The sequence below is a fragment of the Vulcanisaeta sp. EB80 genome (genome assembly GCF_002078205.2).
In genome coordinates this window covers 1-15,623 of the sequence record NZ_LCWN02000006.1, presented here as the reverse complement: position 1 = coordinate 15,623, position 15,623 = coordinate 1, and the positions used below count along the sequence as shown (strand labels likewise).

Genomic DNA, 15,623 nt, shown 5'->3' with positions numbered 1-15,623 from the left:
ACATAGTGATGAGAAAGGGAGGTGAGGGGTGGGCAGGTGGTGGGGTTGCATAGTCAATGCAGCTGCATAATGATAATAAGGACGTGCAACGAGGAGTTGGTCAGGGAGGCAATCAAGCTCGGCGCTGATGAGGCGCGATGCGAAGGCAGTAAACTAATAGTGACGTGGAGCGGGAAGGAGGAGCCGCCATGTAGTCTAAAATGCCTGGTTATGCAGACGATGGGTGAGATGATTTGGAAGGCATGATTTGGCTATCTATAAAATGGTGTTTTAATTAATTCGTGACCCGTGATTCTCATGCAATACTTAAATAATTTATTGTACTCTGTACTAGGGTGTCTTAACTTGAGTGGTTCGTCTGAGACTTCGTTGTTAGTCGATAGGGTTAGGGGGATTATTGATGGATTTATTAGTAAGGGGGTTGCCTATGTGGTTGGGCTTTATTCATACCTTTGTAGTCCCGAGACGTACAGTATTATATCAACCCTTGAACCAGCCTTTGGGAGGGTGGTTGCTGAGAAGGTAAGTTCAGAAATTGCTGAAGCATTTAAGGGTATAAGCCTATACACTACAGTGAAGATTGGAGATTCAGAAGTATACTTAATAGATTATCTTCGGAAATACATACTTAATGAACACACATATCAAGGTTTACTTGAGGAGATTGGGAAGCGCTTTAACTCAATGTCTGATGATGAGAGGAAGGTGCTCTCAATTGCTTCCGCCATAATTAATGCAGTTAAGGATAAGGATTACCCAGCACTCTACGTTAGGATGGATGAGTATGGTTTATCTGTGAATTCTACGGATCATGAGTACTTCTCTGACGTGGTCTCGTCACTCCTAGGCTTTGAAATCAATATTAGACCTCTCTTCTACAAGTACCTCTTAGGCTTCAATTGCGATTGGGAATCACGTAGGCATACCTCTTATTCGCTAAGGATATACCCATTTGCTGAGTCATACATTGAGTGGTTGGCGTCTGAGGTTAGGAATTACGTTAAAATTCCCGATAAGAGTGAGGTTGATGGGAAACTGAATGAGCTTTATAGGAATGGCGATTTCCTAAAGCTATCTCTAATCTTCCACGTATCGGCTCCCTATGATAATTGGTGGCTCTTGAAATTTCTAATGCATTTTAGCGGTATACCAGATGAACGTATGCTTTGTAACAGTGCTGCGATTGAGGGTATATACATTAATTGCTTCGTAAACCCGCTCGTTTATGGCTATGTTAAAGAAACTATAAAGGTGCTTCGTAACAAGGCCTTAGGCGAATTGATGAGGACGTTTAAGGGTATCTTTGAGAAGGCTGGGTATAACTCTCTCTGTATAGATAATTGCTGTGCATTTACTAAGGATTCGGCGAGACCGGTCTATATGTGCTTCTCACCATGGCCTGATCCTAATGTTGGTAGTGAGGCATCGTCTAAGTGCACCGTACTTGGATGTGTTAGTGTTGCTGTTGTGCAGGGTATGCCCTCGCAATTAATTCTCAAGTACTTTGAGGACCGCGATGAGAAGACTCTTTGGTTATTTACTCATAAGAACAGAGTCGTCGTTATCCCAACCACGTATAAAGAGGACAACCATAGGGAGGTCATTGATATTCTTAAGAGGGGTGGGTTTAATGTGGAGTTCCTTGGTTCGGTTACGAAGGAGGTTACTGCAACCCAACAGCCTCCCATACAGCCTGTTGGACAACAGGGTGTAAGTGCGGCTAGCACCTTTGTTGGTGTTAAGCCGACTAGGGAGGTTCTTGAGGGTATTGTTGCCAGGGTATTGGAGGATTTGGGGTTTAATGTTCAAACCGACGTGAAGCTTAAGGCCAAAGGAGGTGAGATTGAGGTTGATGATTGGGCTGAGAAGAGGGTTGGTGATTTAGTGTTTAGGGTCTATGTGTCCTGTAAGAATTGGGATAGGGATGTTGATAGGCAGGTTGTTGATCAAGAGTTCGGTAGAGTTTTACAGCTCGATAACATGCCGCATCTGAGGGTTTTGGTTGTTAAGAGCCTAACGGATCCTGCCAGGAAGGCCGCTTTGGATGATGGATTCTTCGTAATAGAGCTTGGTGAGAAGGCATCTACGGAGAATGCCAAGGAGATATGCAACATCGTTTACAAAAGATTCAGGGAGTTATTCCTAGGCATAGCACCGGACAAGGTCAGGGACATAATAAAGAGGCTAGAAGCAATAATGAAGGACCTAGAGGAACTAACGAAGTAATTTGTAATTTACCTCCCGAAGTGTTCGTATACGCTGTTTAGGAGGTTTGTGGTATTGATTAATTCATGAAGCTTCTTCTGTGGGTTGCAGAATATTTGTTTTATTATTTCTCTTCGTTTTTTGTTGATTATTGCTGAGGCTGGTATAACCTTTATATCCTCACTAACCTTTCCTTCGACCTCACCTAATCTTTCATCACTGATCACGAGCACCTTATTTTCTGCCTCCACATGCTCAAGCCTATATAGGGCTTCTAATACGCTACCGCCGATCACGATCTCGAATGCGTAGATCAGCTTTCCTTCGTCGAGCCAGGCCACATCTATTCTGAAGCTGCCAACGTCGAACTCCATGATAGGTTCTAGTCCTAGTGCATTTCCTAGTTCAACGAGTATTTCCTGTAGCTCCTTATGAAGGCTGGGCTCTTTGCTTGGTTCCTCAATGTGTGGTAATTCGAATATGTTATTCAGTAGTCGTAGTGTATCGAGTATGCGGTTATCGTTCGCTTTACGTATTAGTTCAAGAGCGTTCTTGTCAAGCCTTATTTTATCTTCTGGTTCGACGTGGTAATATGCCAATTCTTCGGGATGCGCTTCAGTGCTGATGTATTTGCATGGGTCTATGAATGTTTGTGGATCAACCCATCTGAATGATAAAGTAACGATAACGTTCTTGGTTTGTTTGTTTCCTAAGGATGCCCTGCTTTCTTGAATATCTGTTATTGTGTTTATCGCTATTTTTATGTAAAGTACTAATTCGTGTTGTGTGATTACGTTCTTTGGTATGATTAGGTATTTCTTTGTGTAGACGTTTATGGTTTTTCCGAATTTGTCAAGTCGGGTTAATGTGTTGTCTTTCTTTAAGAAGTAGTATGATGTGGTATCGTGAGCTATTTGTTGTGCTATTATTATTTTGTCTGAGAGTTCGTTTTCGAGTTCGTCTAGGGATTTTAGGAATTTTTCGGTGTTTATTATGGATGTTTCGTTAATGTTATCGCGTCTGAGAATGCCGTGTTTTAATAACTCATTAACTAAATATTTTGAGGTAATATCAAATATCGTTGAACCACGTGCGCAAGATATAACTAACCTTACGTCATCTGAAAAAGCATCTATTCTGATTCTTCTATCATCCGTAGAAAACGTATAATTATGTCGTGTAGTTTCGGGTTTTCTGTTTATTGCTTTGGTGAATTTATTAATGACGTCCTCTGGGTTTCTTGGTGCTATTTTATTGTCTTTAATCATTGCCTTCAGGAATTCTATTACTATCTTCACGTCCTGGCCGTCAAGCCTATCCCTGGCATGGTTGAGTATTATTTTTAGTATTGTATCTTTAATGTCAGTGCTCATTTAGTAAGTTAATGCAATTTCCTTAATAATATTTTCTATTTCGCTTTATCGAGGCGTATCTGTTTTGTGGTGTGCCTGGGTTGTCTGGTAGGGTTTGGTTTTGTTTCCTTTGCTTTTATTTCTCTGTGCTTGTTGATGTTGATGGTGTGGTGTCTAGGTTTAGGGAGGGTATTGAGGGTAGGGTGCTTAACGAATTAGGCATTAATGCCAGTGAATTACTCAATGAATTCATGGGGTTGATAAACAGCCTCGATAAGAAATCGCTCACCCACCTAATGGTCCCTAGGTCTGCAATTGGTCGCTTAGCTGCGATAATGCATGCTCTGGTGGAGGGATGGCACGACCTAGCCAGGGCACACGCACTCATGGGTATAGCCGAGTCAAACACCAAGCTGCAGGCCAGGCTATTCCGGGAGCTTTACAACACGTGTTGCGATAAGAGTGATGATAACTATAGGCTAGCACTGGCGAAGTTATACCTATACCACGTCTAAACCAATGAAATAAAGAGCTTATTCCCTTAACGTACTTTGTACCTATTTCCTAGCCATTATGCGTCCATGCCCATCGCCATCTAAAGGGCAGAACCTATCGCGTTAATTATTAATGTAAGCGCATTGGGCAGGAATTTTAAGATCCACAATTATGAAGACCATACTTAACTAACAATCCCTCGCTGCTGGGTATACCGATCATGGGGCAATGTCAGACTAAGCCAATTGTTTTACTGCCTCGTTATAACTTAGATTTTCAGCACTCCTAACTTCCTTAATTGATTAATGCATGGGTGGTTAGGTTGTTTATTTGTCCTGAGTAGTTCGTAGTCCTCCTCCCTAATTGATATTATTGAGAATTGCATATGGTCCTGCCAACCACCTCGGCCAGTCCTAGCCTTATTGGTTATGAAGAGTAAGTTGTTACGCACTTTATCTACATGAATGGCGCCGACCGGTTCATTGGCTATGTGATTAAATTCGATAATTACGGTGAACTTGCCCTGGGGTGTCCACTGATTAACCGCTGGGTGATTAGGATTATTAGAGCCTTGTGACTTAACGATAAATGGTCCAATAAATGTTAAACTGCAACCTTGCAATGAGGTTTTTTTTTGCCTCTTTGCGACCTCACGTAGAAGAAGAATAAATCATCGACACGAACAAGGCTTTGAGCGGTGATTCCGTACTTACTCGGGTCAACGCCGAAAACACCGTGCTTAAGGCAAACGACGAGGTTATCTGGCGTTGTTACAAAAACCCAGTGCCTAACCATACCCTCCTGCAGCGACTCAACCATTAAGTACTATAAAAATATTTTTTATTTAAATATTTTTAAGGTATTCATTACTTCATGATTACGAAGATCGTACCGAATCAATCAGCTCTTCATCCTTACTCGACTTAGCAGAATCCACGGCTTTCAAGCTCTCACAAGTTACTACCGCGCTGAAGGCATAATAGCAACAAGAGGTACAGCTCTCATTCACAGCCACCCTACACCTATTCATGGACGTAAACCAACGGTGTCACCTAGCCGATAACCATCGAAACCATAAATGCCGCCAAGGTTCATTAGTATTGAGGTGCATGCTTAGGTCAGGTTCACAGCAATTACTAGGTAAGGAACCGCCAAAATATAGCAATTACGTTTAGAAAACACATGGCCTAACCGCTATTCAGCCCACCTCCACAAGCGCTAGGCGAATTATTACGATTAGGATCACGTTAATGATCATTGTTGCGATCAACAACGAGTGATGAGCCTAAGGTTTGGCCAAGAGCTACTGTGTCATTAATGCGTATTTGGATGCTCAGGTTACGTATGTAACTAATACAAATACAATAATGTGCACAGCGATGCTTATCAAGGACCCCGGTGAGACCATACCTAATACCACGTTTAGGTCGGTGGACCAAGGGAGTAATGTTGGTTTTGGGTTTCGTAGTTTATGAACAGCGTTACTCCCCAACGTACTTGGCGATCCATTTCCTAGTCACTATAATCCCCACACCCGTCGCGATCCAGAGTGTAACGCCTACGGCATTGATTGTTGATGTGAACGCGTCTGGTAGGAATCTGAGGCCCACGATTATGAAGACAATGCCTAAGCCAATTACCCACCACTCCCTACTACTCGGCATACTACCACCGGGCATTGTGTAGAGTAGGCTTGGTTAAAAGGCTTTAAGCCTTGTGGGCTTCTTTTTAGCGTACTCCCTCCTGAGCACTGCTTGGTGATAGGTTTCGGAAACACTAGTTCGATCATCGAGTAATGATGGTTCTAGTGCCTTATTAGCCCATTATTGCTTATTGTGTGGTGATGAGCAACCACACCACTGATTCGTGGAGGTTGGACATGACGTTGAACCTCTGTTCAAATGCCGTGAGACACGGAAACTAGTAGAAGTCCTGAACTTCCCTAAAGGGAGTAGAGGAATTCTGGCATAGTCCTCAATGGTGTGTACCTAGTTTTCAATGCCCTCGCTGGGTCGTTGGCGTAAATGAGCTTTACCGACAATTCCTTATCCCTCTAATACTCAATAATTACTTCGCCACCAACCTCGTACAAGCAGTACTTATCGACACTACCAAGCAAATCCCTAGCGATGGGCAGGCCAGCACTGAGGGCTTCATTAATTGTTAGTGCCTTGATATCCATGGGGATGAATAGGTCGTCCCTCTACATGAACCAGGGCATTGCTTACTTATTGTTCTTCATGTCTTATAAGGTTAAGACCCAGAGGATTGAGGTGGTCAATGTCGTGATTATCGTAATTATTACGAACATCATCCTCATGTAATCATCGGCGTGCCTTAAGGTGTCATATATCTTGGTTAATTCAATCAACGTAGTATTTACTGTAGCAATAATCACTAGATTAATCGTAAATGCCAAAACTGGATAGTACGTAAGCAAAGTATTCAAGACTGTACTTAGTGCATTGTATAGCGTTGCGAGTACGTACGTGCTTATGAATCCTGCGAAGTAATCAACAACAAACATTAGCATAAACAATACGCCAATGCGAATTAAGGCGTCAACATCGTTCCAGTAATCCCAATCATCCATCCAATCCATCGCTTAATTAAACGTATACGTCTATTTAAAAACTATTGATTAAAGATGGGCAATAATACTACCTAGAGGAATGATGTTATTGATGCCGACCCACCACCCCTCCTACGCCTCCCACCACGCCCACGCGGTTTCTCCTCAGCCATGGGTGGGCGCCAGGCCTAGCCACCCTCTCCGCACCCTTAACCCTCCTCTCCATCATCTCCCAAGCCTGATCCCACAACGCATCAACATCAACCTCAATACCCAGCAACTCCATAACCACCGAATCAACCTCTCTAAAAACAGGCCTTAACCTCCTAAACATCTCAAGCCTAGGCCCACCAAAGCCGCGAAGTACATAGCGATTTTACTAAGAAGAGGAAGAAGTAAGGATGTGATTAAGGCTAGGGTTGAGAAGATGATGCAAACAACGAGGCTAATAACTAGGCAGGGGAAATAGTTAGCTGGGATCACATTTTCGAAATTTTGAGGACAAAGTCATTAAAAGGCAGAGACCCACTTTCCAGTGACCGTCATGCTCTCCCTCTACATGATCGTAGTCCTCTTAATAACGGGGGTTGCGGTAGGTGCCCTCACGGGGATCACTGGTAGCAGTGGAGTGGTCGTGGTCGTGCCCGTGTTGAGCATAATCGGGCTCTCCTTTCAAGATTCAGTCGGGTCGAGCCTGCTGGTCGACGTCATAACCACGTCAGTGGTCCTATACGTCTACCTGAAACATGGAAACGTATCAGTGAAAAACGGTATTTCCATGGGCCTTGGGGCACTGCTAGGGGCCCAGATAGGGACTCACCTGGCGATAAGCTTGCCACAAGGGCCTCTTGAATTGGGTTTCGTTGTGTTCGTATTGGTGCTCGCCGTCGAGATGTTCAGAAGGAGCAGGAACCCAAGACCACTCGTGAGGGGAAACACGATAAACCTTGGGAAGTGGACGGTGCCGGTTGCGTTCGCGATCAGCGTACCCGTGGGCATACTGACTGGCACGCTGGGCGCGAGTGGTGGTGCAATTTTCACGGGGATAACGGCCCTCCTCTTTCCCCTTAGCGCGCAGGGTATTGTCGGGACGGCCACGCTTGCCATGATTCTCTCCGCGCTCAGTGGGGTGGCTGGTTACGCTTACTTTGGCAGGGTGGATTACGCCTACGCGGTCTTGATCGGTTTAACCTCCTTGGTTTCCGGTTACTTCTTTTCCAGGTTCGCCAATGAGGTGTCGGAAAAGAAGGTATACCTTTCGATGGGGGTCATTTTCATCGCCTTGGGCGTGATGGAAATGTTGAAGATGATGGGACTTGTGTGATAGACTTGCACGGTGTTAAGTTAACCCAGCCTCGAGGGTTTTGCAAGCCTTAACAATACTTAGAGTCACGATTCCTTTGATGGCCACTAGACCTCCTTGTCAGCGACGGCACTCGTTTGCTTTACAAAGGCATTGAGACCGAGGAGGACTACTTCTACTTCGAAGGTAGGATCGCCGAGGCATAATTTTTCAAGGAAGTTGGCGACCAGGCTGTTTCACATCTACCGCAACTTCGCTTCCTACCTGGTGAAGGCGCTTCACGAACTTGGCGCCTTGGCGATGCTTGAGCTACCCTCTCAACGTAACACGGTATGAGACAACGAGTTCATTGTGAACTTCTGGCTCCACTGTAAACTGATGGACGCTGTGGGGTTGAGGGCTCAGGAGCACGGTGTGAAGGCCTTCGAGATCATTGAGCATGACGCATCCAAGTACATAGTAGCATCAGTGAGGAGGGGGAGGAGTGAGGATGTGATTAAGGCTAGGGTTGAGGGGTTGATGCAATCAATGAGGCGGTTAGTAACGAGGGAGCATAAGGAATAACGATTTTTACCAACGGTTTTAAGGATGGGCTCATCATTAATTAATCACTCACCCCTAACGTACCTAGTAATCCACCTCCTAGCCGTTATTATGCCTATGCCGGTTGTGATCCACGCCCACGGCATTGATTATTGATACAAACGTGTTAAGTAAGAGCGAATCTTCCTAAAGGGAGTAGAAGGAGGTAGATGTTGCCGAGAATTTACACGTAGAGGTCGCCCGGTGTTGGATTGATAAGTGAGGATTAGGTGCAGTTGGCGGTTGAACTGCTCACTATTGAGATAGCGTAGCTAGGCGTTGTTGTTTGTGACTAATTAACGGCTATTATTACGTGGCTACCGAGTACTATCGCCAGTGCTGCTATTCCTATTATTATGTTTAGGTGGGTTGGGCTTGCCATGGGAGGAGTGTTGGTGAGGATGTTTAGTAAGGATTTATTGGGAAATCCTTCGTGGTTTAGCTATTAATTCGCATTTGGTGGCGTTTTCAACATTGTGAGTAAGATGGTATGTTTCATAGAGTAAAGTTATTTGCTCGGAATCCGCAATAAAGCTCACGTTCTTCATAATCAATCACGTTATAAACAATTTTCATCATATGAACCATAAGTGGTATTGTGTCTTGGTTTATTATCGCCTATGGAGTAAGGTGGGAATCAAAGTCTTAGTTTTCCGACTGCCTTTACCCTTACCTTTACTGCGTTGCCTGGTAGGTATGGCATTGCTATTTCCTCGACTTCGGCTACCTCCACGGTTGCTGGGTCTGCCCCGGCCTCAATGGCCCTTTTCTTAGTCTCCTCAGATGCATCCTGGATGGCCTTCTCCCTGGATACTTGTTCGTATGAGTATGCCTTCTCAACAACGGCGCCAACTAGTGCTGTGGCTGCGCCAATTGCGTTTGCGTATTGGGCGTGTTCAGGTCTGATAACCTCCTTGGCGCCTCTCAATACCTTAGGCCACATTGCTGATCCACCACCAACCAGTATTACTGTTTCGGGTTCTGGCCTTAGTTTTATTCTATCTAAGGCGTCCTCGAGCATCTCAACCATCTTTGCGTAGGCCTTCTCGACTAACCAACTCGGTATTTTGGATCGAGCTAGCTCGGGGTTGCATCTTGGGTCGTCAATAAACATGACACCCTTAGCCAACGCTATGTCCGTGGCTGTAATGACATTACCACCCCACGCTATACCATCATAGATCAACCTATAACCTACGCTTACGGGACCAACCTTAACATCACTATCCTTAGTCTCAACAATGCTACCTCCGGCAAGTCCTATAGCTACTACATCGGGCGCTCTAATGTTTGTCCTAACACCTCCAATCTCAACCTCAAGGGCCTCCCTGGGGTAACCATTAACCAGTGCACCTATGTTCGTTGTCGTACCACCAGTGTCAGCAACTATGGCATTGGGTATTCCAGTTAGGACATAGGCGCCCCTGATGCTGTTGGATATTGGTGCTATCACCGTGAATATAGGGAACTTGACTATGTACTCTGCGGATGCCGTAGTTCCATCATTTTGCGCAAAGAACATCTTAGCATGCTCAAGGCCCATGCTCCTTAATGCCTCCCTTAAGGCATTTATTGCATTTATCATAACCTTTATCGTTGCCGCATTAAGTATTGTGGCATTCTCCCTCTCAAGGAGCCCTATTGAACTTATTTCGTGGGATAAAACCACGGGCACGCCTGGCAATAAATCATTAGCCAACTCCCTAACCTTAACCTCATGCTCAGGATTCACAACCGACCAGACAGACGTTACGGCAATCGCATCAACCTTCTTTTCACGAAAAGACTTAAGTGCCTTTTTCACGGCGTCCTCATCGAACGAGGTTATTGGCTCACCTGTATAATCATGTCCACCTCTAATCATCGCTATCCCAGCATTAACCGCTTCCTTAAGGTCAACGGGCCAGTCAAGCGTTGGTTCGATAGCCTCGGTTGCCGGTAACCCAATCCTAATAATGCCAACCTTACCCAAATTTTTGCGTTGAACTATTGCATTTATTATGTGTGTTGTACCGAACATAACCGCAACAACATCATCCTTACTTACCTTAGATCTCTCAAGGACAAGCCTTAACGCGTTGATTATACCACTGGTTACGTCGGGCGTTGTCATAGTCTTCTCAGCATGGATTAAGTTATTGTTCTCATCAAGTATTACCGCATCCGTGTGTGTACTACCGACATCAATACCGATCTTATACTTCGTCATGGCTTGCTCACCCCCTTAATCCTTACCTCTATTGGTACATAGTCGATATTATACCCAAAGTATCTAGGACCAACGGTTTCAAGACCTTTCGGGGTCCTCCACTTCTCATTACACGGTATGCCGATCACGAGAACCCTAAGCCCGTACCTAAGTCGCTCAGTGGTTATTGGTCTCCCGGATTCGCTATCTAGCACGGTTATTAGGTCAGGTACTGAGGCTATTATTTCATTATCCCTAATAGCGACCAGGTTCTCGTTTTGGAATCTTATGATTAGTTTTGAGCCCTTATAATCATCGAGACCATCGATTACAGCTTCGCCGCGCGCAAACCCACCGATATTAAACCTCTGCACATCAACTATCTTGCCCCTGAATAATTCAAAACCGTGAGTAACATCCAGTAATGCATCGATTGGGTTCTTACCAGCGGACTTGGCCTCCCTCAGTGCCCTACCAATCTCGATAACTAACGATATACTGCCCCTAATCGCGGCCTCCTTATAGGGCTTTCCAAAGGTTGGGTATATGGCTATCCACGCTGAGCCGCCATACCTAACGGTGATGACTCTAGCAATCCTCTCCGCCCAATAATTATCGATAGTATCTAGAATAGCTGCATTACCCCTCTCATCAGATATTGCCATGGGTGTAGCCTTAATACCATGTATGTGAAGCGTTACCATCTGTAATTCTGGAAATGCCCTACCCATACCATCAGCGTCTATCACAGGTAACCCCCTTTCGGCACCAACAACCAGTGGTATTGTCGAGTTTATGCCACCAGCCTCTATTGGTGATATGAAATCAACCTTCCTATTAAAGTAATTCTCGAGCAACCTAAGTGAGAATAATGCCTCCTTACCACTTGGAATCTTCTCAATAAGTACCACAGGCGTGCCCATGGCCGCAACAGGTACGACGAAAGCATCATTATCAACCTCATCAACACTAACAATTTCAATTTTCCTACCCCTCTCAAGCTCCTGAAGAACCATTAACTTACCAATGTACGGATCTCCGCCACCGCCGGTACCCAGGATTGCAGCACCAACAACTAAGTCCTCAACGTCGGTCTTAGATAAGTAATAACGTGCCATGTCAGATCGATTTCATTTTTAGAAATTTATAAAATTTATGTAAGATAATACTTAAAAATCAATAGCCTAAATTCATACCGTATGAAGGAAAAGCGAGGTAGGTTTTTCTTTGACGATTACTCACTTGAAGAGGTACCGTCAGTTGAGAGGTACGGTTTATATAACCTATTTCTCACGTTAAGCGCGGCGTTTGGAGCAATAGCTGTCCTTTTCGCTGGCGGCGTTCTCGGTGGAGGACTTAACTTTGTTGACGCTACAATAGCTGTATTCACAGGAGGCACCACTGTACTTGCAATAATAGGCGCGCTTAGCGGCGCGATTGGTGCATACTCGGGCTTATCAACATATGTTGGTTGGAGGTTCCCCTTTGGCAGGGCTGGCGGTAAGATTCTTGGGTTCGCATTGATAACATTAACAACGGGTATTGGTTGGTTTGCTGTCGAGAGCTGGTTCTTTGGTGTCGTCATGAGTGAGATTTACCCGAATAATCCATTTTTCTCCGTATGGGCAGCCGCACTCTGGGGCGGGGCTCTCATGATATTATCCACCTACATAGGCTATAGGGCGCTATCGTTCCTTAGTTACTTCATTCTACCACAGCACGTTTGGCTTGTTGCTGTTGGATTATTACTTGCCATCTCGTTACATGGTGGGTGGGGTGCTGTTCTTACGGCAGTACCTAAGTCCCACATGACGCTTACTGAGGCCATAACGGATACGGTGGGCTTATACATAGCCGGGTCCTTAATAGCACCGGACATCACCAGGTTCGCTAAAAGGGCAAAGGATGCTGTCATTGCTTGGGTGCTACATATGTACGTGTTTTACCCATTCCTAATACTTGGTGCTGTGGCGATAGTGTTACTAACAGGTAGTGTAATAATTACAGAGGATATGCTAAAGCTCGGTATGGGTGTTGGTGTTCTATTAATAATTGTACTGGGGCAGTGGATAATAAATACGGTTAATCTATATAGCGGTAGTCTAAGCTTTACAAATGCAATACCAATTAGGAGGGACATATCCTCAATAATAGTTGGTATCATAGGTACATTATTAGCCGCCTATTGGGGATATACAGCAGGTGCTTCGTTGGCACCCTTCGAAAGCTTCATATCCCTCCTTGGTTCATTGTTACCTGCCGCTGGCGGGTCTGTGTTTGCGGAGTTCTACATAGTTAGGAGGTACTTCGATGGTATTAAGGATCCATACCAGAGGTTTAAGCTCGAGCCTGGTAAGGAGTATTCTGAGGTAAACCTTGTTGGTATACTATCATTCGCAGCAGGCGCCTTGGCCGGCTTCTTTGTCCCAGGTATTGCCGCAATAAATGCCATATTGGTGGCCTTCTTTGTCCATATAATATTGGCATACGTATTCAAAAAGGCGCACATTAAATACGAGTTTGGTAAGTACGTGTACAGGGGTGGGGTGGTTAGATGAACTTCTATAGATTAAGTCTATACTTCTTCGCGATACAGTTAGTATTCTCAATAATACTTCTTGGTGCACTACCATTTAATTCAAATACATACGCGATGTACCATACATTGGCCATTTCCCTGTTCATGCTACTAACAGCGGCAATGGGCATATACTTCTCATGGAAGGGGCAGGGTAGTCGCATAGTCGCTGATGCTTGGTTAGTTATATCAATAGTGACAGCATATATAGCAATAAATGTTTCGCCATTTTTCAATAGCCCTATGAAACCCCTTGAAATAGCGTTAACAAGCATTGTGACAGTCATATGGATAGTTGATTTATACCTTGCGTGGAGGATGAAATTACCAATATTGAAGCTTTAAATTGCGTTAAGTTGGCAACGTTCTCGTTAAAATATGCCTTATTTCTCCATGTAGTCTCATTATAATTTCCCATTCCTTTTCATCATAAAACTTAACACTTCCTGCAGTGAATCCTTTAGCGACCTCTATCACAAATCTCGATGTCTCATCAAGAGTATTAATATTTGTGACACCACTTGCTGAACCGGGTACTACGGTTTCTGTTATCGTAGCCACACCAACCACTGGAGAGTGCGTGTAAAGCCAGGGTTGTACAATACTGTTTATATGATATATTGGTGTTGAGAATGGTAGTAAGTCTTGCATCGTTATTGGCACTATAATCGGTAACCTTCCAGTTACCCACATGTATATGTTTATTAAATCATCACTGACCTTGAGTATCCACCCATCCTTAATAGTGGGGGTTATTGCGAAGCCACTACCCTTAACGACCAGGTTAGCCTTCGTTGCGTCAATACTTAGTATGGCATCCATCTGCGGATCAACTTCCCTCTTTAAAAGCTCGAATATACTCGCTGGACTTGCCATCATTGGTGCTGGTTTATGGGGTGTTACCACAGCATTGGGGCATATGTTTGTAGTTATTATTACATCTCCATCAAGAACATCACCCCTCATACTCATTTCGGCAAGCTTGTAGGCAACGGCTAAGGCTATTATGGCACCATCAGCATCGGATACCAAGCCCTTTATCAACGGCCTTGCACCAACACCACCAAGCCTACCAATAACGCCAAGAGTTGGCGCATCACCACCATTGTACTTACCGCGTTTTCCTGGAACTATAATTTTTACAAAATCTGTGGCTCCCTTCTCACCACTAACACGCTCAATACTCATTGTTAGGTATTTATCGAGACCCTTAGTGATGAAGAATTTCCGAACAGAATCACCATCGACATTTGGGTTATCGAGCAGATCTATTATTTCTATTAGGTACTTAAGCATCGACATATCATTACTTCAAGGTTTTCTTCCTTAAATACATTATGCGGTTAATTCCCTAATTATTTCAGCCATAACTGTTCTAGGTAGTATTACAGGCTTTCCTGAGACCTCCCTAACTATATTTTTCATTTTTATATTATAACCCAGGGAGTCAAGGATTACTAAATCAACATCACTATCACGTAGATACTCAGCAGCCCTTCTAAAGTCATCTTCAGTACTTAGGTATGCCGATACGGGTACAACAATCACGTCATTGATAATTCGCCCCCACCTCTCCTCTTCCATGCGTACCTGCTCCTTATCGTGGACGATTACACCAAGTCTCTTTATGTTACTGAGTGATGATACAACGTTCATGATTAATCTTGAGGGTTCTATCATAATCTTTCTTGATGAAAGTTCGGGAAAGTCACCTGTACATAATAAACCAATTACATCAACATGGGTTTCAAGGTTGTTTATGCACCTCTGCATCCTACTAACAATCTTATCCCTACTAAGTTTTACCGCGGTGCCATCCCTAAGCCTAGTAACGAGTACATAATCACCAGGCTTAGTCGCTAAGTCCTTAATCTCATCTTTACCTAAACCATCTAATGCGCCGCATTCCATGATTTCAATATTAGCACCAAGTAAAGGCTTAATCTCGCTTGTAATATCAGTCCTGGGCGACTCACCTATCGTTATAAATCCAACAATCTTCTTACTTGATTTCATATGAGTATTAACCATGGAGGTTTTTATTCCTTACGATGTGGTGCCGACCATATCGTAAACCTGCCTTACTACCTCAGTATCCTCATCCTCTGATTACTAAAGTTTACCTTCATGGACTTAACTATAGAGGTGACACATTATTGTTCTATTGTTAATGTGAACCTCCTTTGGTAGTTCTACCCGGCATTTATCCATTGTGTAGGGACACCTTGGCCAGAATGGGCATCCCTTCGGTATGTTGATGGCGCTTGGTACTTCACCACCTATGATCTTTGGTAACCCTCTCCTCCCAACCTCAGGTATTGCCGAAAGCAGGGCCTGGGTGTATGGGT

The 15,623-nt window shown here is 44.2% G+C and carries 19 protein-coding genes; 7 read left to right on the top strand and 12 right to left on the bottom strand.

Annotated features, from left to right (window positions below; genetic code table 11):
* Positions 1 to 39: 39 nt before the first annotated feature.
* Together B7L70_RS02110 and B7L70_RS02105 are read left to right on the top strand one after the other, a co-directional pair.
* Positions 40 to 246 carry a hypothetical protein gene (locus B7L70_RS02110; protein WP_143701492.1) on the top strand — a complete coding sequence of 69 codons (207 nt, stop codon included), beginning with the start codon at positions 40 to 42 and terminating at the stop codon, positions 244 to 246.
* 99 nt (positions 247 to 345) lie between these two features.
* Positions 346 to 2,226 (top strand): restriction endonuclease, encoded by a 1,881-nt coding sequence (locus B7L70_RS02105; RefSeq protein ID WP_162009071.1) that lies wholly within the window; start codon positions 346 to 348, stop codon positions 2,224 to 2,226.
* Positions 2,227 to 2,234: 8 nt separating this feature from the next.
* Here the strand turns inward: B7L70_RS02105 and B7L70_RS02100 are convergent, their stop codons facing one another.
* Positions 2,235 to 3,578, bottom strand: a complete 1,344-nt coding sequence (locus B7L70_RS02100; RefSeq protein ID WP_081226247.1) for a hypothetical protein — start codon at positions 3,576 to 3,578, stop codon at positions 2,235 to 2,237.
* 80 nt (positions 3,579 to 3,658) lie between these two features.
* Here B7L70_RS02100 and B7L70_RS02095 point away from each other — a divergent pair, with 80 nt between their 5' ends.
* Positions 3,659 to 4,072: a hypothetical protein gene (locus tag B7L70_RS02095; protein ID WP_143701491.1), complete on the top strand. Its 414-nt coding sequence runs from the start codon at positions 3,659 to 3,661 to the stop codon at positions 4,070 to 4,072.
* Positions 4,073 to 4,320: 248 nt separating this feature from the next.
* Here the strand turns inward: B7L70_RS02095 and B7L70_RS13835 are convergent, their stop codons facing one another.
* The 6 genes from B7L70_RS13835 to B7L70_RS02075 all read right to left on the bottom strand — a co-directional run bounded on the left by B7L70_RS13835 (position 4,321) and on the right by B7L70_RS02075 (position 6,958).
* Entirely contained in the window at positions 4,321 to 4,503 is a 183-nt protein-coding gene (locus B7L70_RS13835; protein ID WP_238376047.1) for a hypothetical protein, read from the bottom strand.
* A 152-nt stretch (positions 4,504 to 4,655) separates the two neighbouring features.
* Positions 4,656 to 4,871, bottom strand: coding sequence for a hypothetical protein (locus B7L70_RS13830; RefSeq protein ID WP_238376046.1), 216 nt, complete (start codon positions 4,869 to 4,871; stop codon positions 4,656 to 4,658).
* A gap of 662 nt (positions 4,872 to 5,533) precedes the next feature.
* Positions 5,534 to 5,731, bottom strand: a complete 198-nt coding sequence (locus tag B7L70_RS02085; protein WP_081226245.1) for a hypothetical protein — start codon at positions 5,729 to 5,731, stop codon at positions 5,534 to 5,536.
* A gap of 374 nt (positions 5,732 to 6,105) precedes the next feature.
* Positions 6,106 to 6,234: a hypothetical protein gene (locus B7L70_RS14075; protein ID WP_255408828.1), complete on the bottom strand. Its 129-nt coding sequence runs from the start codon at positions 6,232 to 6,234 to the stop codon at positions 6,106 to 6,108.
* Positions 6,235 to 6,297: 63 nt separating this feature from the next.
* Complete coding sequence (locus tag B7L70_RS02080; RefSeq protein ID WP_081226244.1) at positions 6,298 to 6,654, bottom strand: hypothetical protein; 357 nt, start codon at positions 6,652 to 6,654, stop codon at positions 6,298 to 6,300.
* 76 nt (positions 6,655 to 6,730) lie between these two features.
* A complete protein-coding gene (locus B7L70_RS02075; RefSeq protein ID WP_081226243.1) occupies positions 6,731 to 6,958 on the bottom strand; it encodes a hypothetical protein in 228 nt (75 codons plus the stop codon).
* 210 nt (positions 6,959 to 7,168) lie between these two features.
* On the opposite strand from B7L70_RS02075, the gene B7L70_RS02070 reads away from it, so the two are divergent.
* Both B7L70_RS02070 and B7L70_RS02065 read left to right on the top strand, forming a co-directional pair.
* On the top strand, positions 7,169 to 7,948 hold the full coding sequence (locus B7L70_RS02070; protein ID WP_081226242.1) for a sulfite exporter TauE/SafE family protein: 780 nt from the start codon (positions 7,169 to 7,171) through the stop codon (positions 7,946 to 7,948).
* 330 nt (positions 7,949 to 8,278) lie between these two features.
* Complete coding sequence (locus B7L70_RS02065; RefSeq protein WP_143701490.1) at positions 8,279 to 8,491, top strand: hypothetical protein; 213 nt, start codon at positions 8,279 to 8,281, stop codon at positions 8,489 to 8,491.
* Between the two features lie 655 nt (positions 8,492 to 9,146).
* On the opposite strand, the gene B7L70_RS02060 is transcribed toward B7L70_RS02065, so the two are convergent.
* Positions 9,147 to 10,718, bottom strand: coding sequence for a hydantoinase/oxoprolinase N-terminal domain-containing protein (locus B7L70_RS02060; protein ID WP_081226240.1), 1,572 nt, complete (start codon positions 10,716 to 10,718; stop codon positions 9,147 to 9,149).
* Positions 10,715 to 11,815, bottom strand: coding sequence for a DUF917 domain-containing protein (locus B7L70_RS02055; RefSeq protein WP_081226239.1), 1,101 nt, complete (start codon positions 11,813 to 11,815; stop codon positions 10,715 to 10,717). The genes B7L70_RS02060 and B7L70_RS02055 overlap by 4 nt, the downstream gene beginning before the upstream one ends.
* Positions 11,816 to 11,896: 81 nt before the next feature.
* Here B7L70_RS02055 and B7L70_RS02050 point away from each other — a divergent pair, with 81 nt between their 5' ends.
* Both B7L70_RS02050 and B7L70_RS02045 read left to right on the top strand, forming a co-directional pair.
* A complete protein-coding gene (locus B7L70_RS02050) occupies positions 11,897 to 13,255 on the top strand; it encodes a cytosine permease (RefSeq protein WP_081226238.1) in 1,359 nt (452 codons plus the stop codon).
* On the top strand, positions 13,252 to 13,620 hold the full coding sequence (locus B7L70_RS02045) for a hypothetical protein (RefSeq protein WP_081226237.1): 369 nt from the start codon (positions 13,252 to 13,254) through the stop codon (positions 13,618 to 13,620). Before B7L70_RS02050 ends, B7L70_RS02045 begins: the two co-directional genes overlap by 4 nt.
* Before the next feature lie 6 nt (positions 13,621 to 13,626).
* On the opposite strand, the gene B7L70_RS02040 is transcribed toward B7L70_RS02045, so the two are convergent.
* From B7L70_RS02040 to B7L70_RS02030, 3 genes are all read right to left on the bottom strand, one after another.
* A complete protein-coding gene (locus B7L70_RS02040) occupies positions 13,627 to 14,577 on the bottom strand; it encodes a DUF1177 domain-containing protein (protein WP_202908666.1) in 951 nt (316 codons plus the stop codon).
* Positions 14,578 to 14,610: 33 nt separating this feature from the next.
* Positions 14,611 to 15,291 (bottom strand): AroM family protein, encoded by a 681-nt coding sequence (locus B7L70_RS02035; RefSeq protein WP_081226236.1) that lies wholly within the window; start codon positions 15,289 to 15,291, stop codon positions 14,611 to 14,613.
* Between the two features lie 117 nt (positions 15,292 to 15,408).
* Positions 15,409 to 15,623: oligopeptide/dipeptide ABC transporter ATP-binding protein (locus B7L70_RS02030; RefSeq protein ID WP_369907330.1), on the bottom strand; the 215-nt coding region annotated here is incomplete at its 5' end.

Coding starts and splice junctions, on each gene's coding strand:
- B7L70_RS02035 (WP_081226236.1), bottom strand. CDS start 15,291: ATGAAATCAAGTAAGAAGATTGTTGGATTTATAACGATAGGTGAGTCG.
- B7L70_RS02045 (WP_081226237.1), top strand. CDS start 13,252: ATGAACTTCTATAGATTAAGTCTATACTTCTTCGCGATACAGTTAGTA.
- B7L70_RS02055 (WP_081226239.1), bottom strand. CDS start 11,815: ATGGCACGTTATTACTTATCTAAGACCGACGTTGAGGACTTAGTTGTT.
- B7L70_RS02050 (WP_081226238.1), top strand. CDS start 11,897: ATGAAGGAAAAGCGAGGTAGGTTTTTCTTTGACGATTACTCACTTGAA.
- B7L70_RS02060 (WP_081226240.1), bottom strand. CDS start 10,718: ATGACGAAGTATAAGATCGGTATTGATGTCGGTAGTACACACACGGAT.
- B7L70_RS14075 (WP_255408828.1), bottom strand. CDS start 6,234: ATGGATATCAAGGCACTAACAATTAATGAAGCCCTCAGTGCTGGCCTG.
- B7L70_RS02070 (WP_081226242.1), top strand. CDS start 7,169: ATGCTCTCCCTCTACATGATCGTAGTCCTCTTAATAACGGGGGTTGCG.
- B7L70_RS02100 (WP_081226247.1), bottom strand. CDS start 3,578: ATGAGCACTGACATTAAAGATACAATACTAAAAATAATACTCAACCAT.
- B7L70_RS02040 (WP_202908666.1), bottom strand. CDS start 14,577: ATGTCGATGCTTAAGTACCTAATAGAAATAATAGATCTGCTCGATAAC.
- B7L70_RS02075 (WP_081226243.1), bottom strand. CDS start 6,958: ATGTTTAGGAGGTTAAGGCCTGTTTTTAGAGAGGTTGATTCGGTGGTT.
- B7L70_RS13830 (WP_238376046.1), bottom strand. CDS start 4,871: ATGGTTGAGTCGCTGCAGGAGGGTATGGTTAGGCACTGGGTTTTTGTA.
- B7L70_RS02085 (WP_081226245.1), bottom strand. CDS start 5,731: ATGCCCGGTGGTAGTATGCCGAGTAGTAGGGAGTGGTGGGTAATTGGC.
- B7L70_RS02080 (WP_081226244.1), bottom strand. CDS start 6,654: ATGGATTGGATGGATGATTGGGATTACTGGAACGATGTTGACGCCTTA.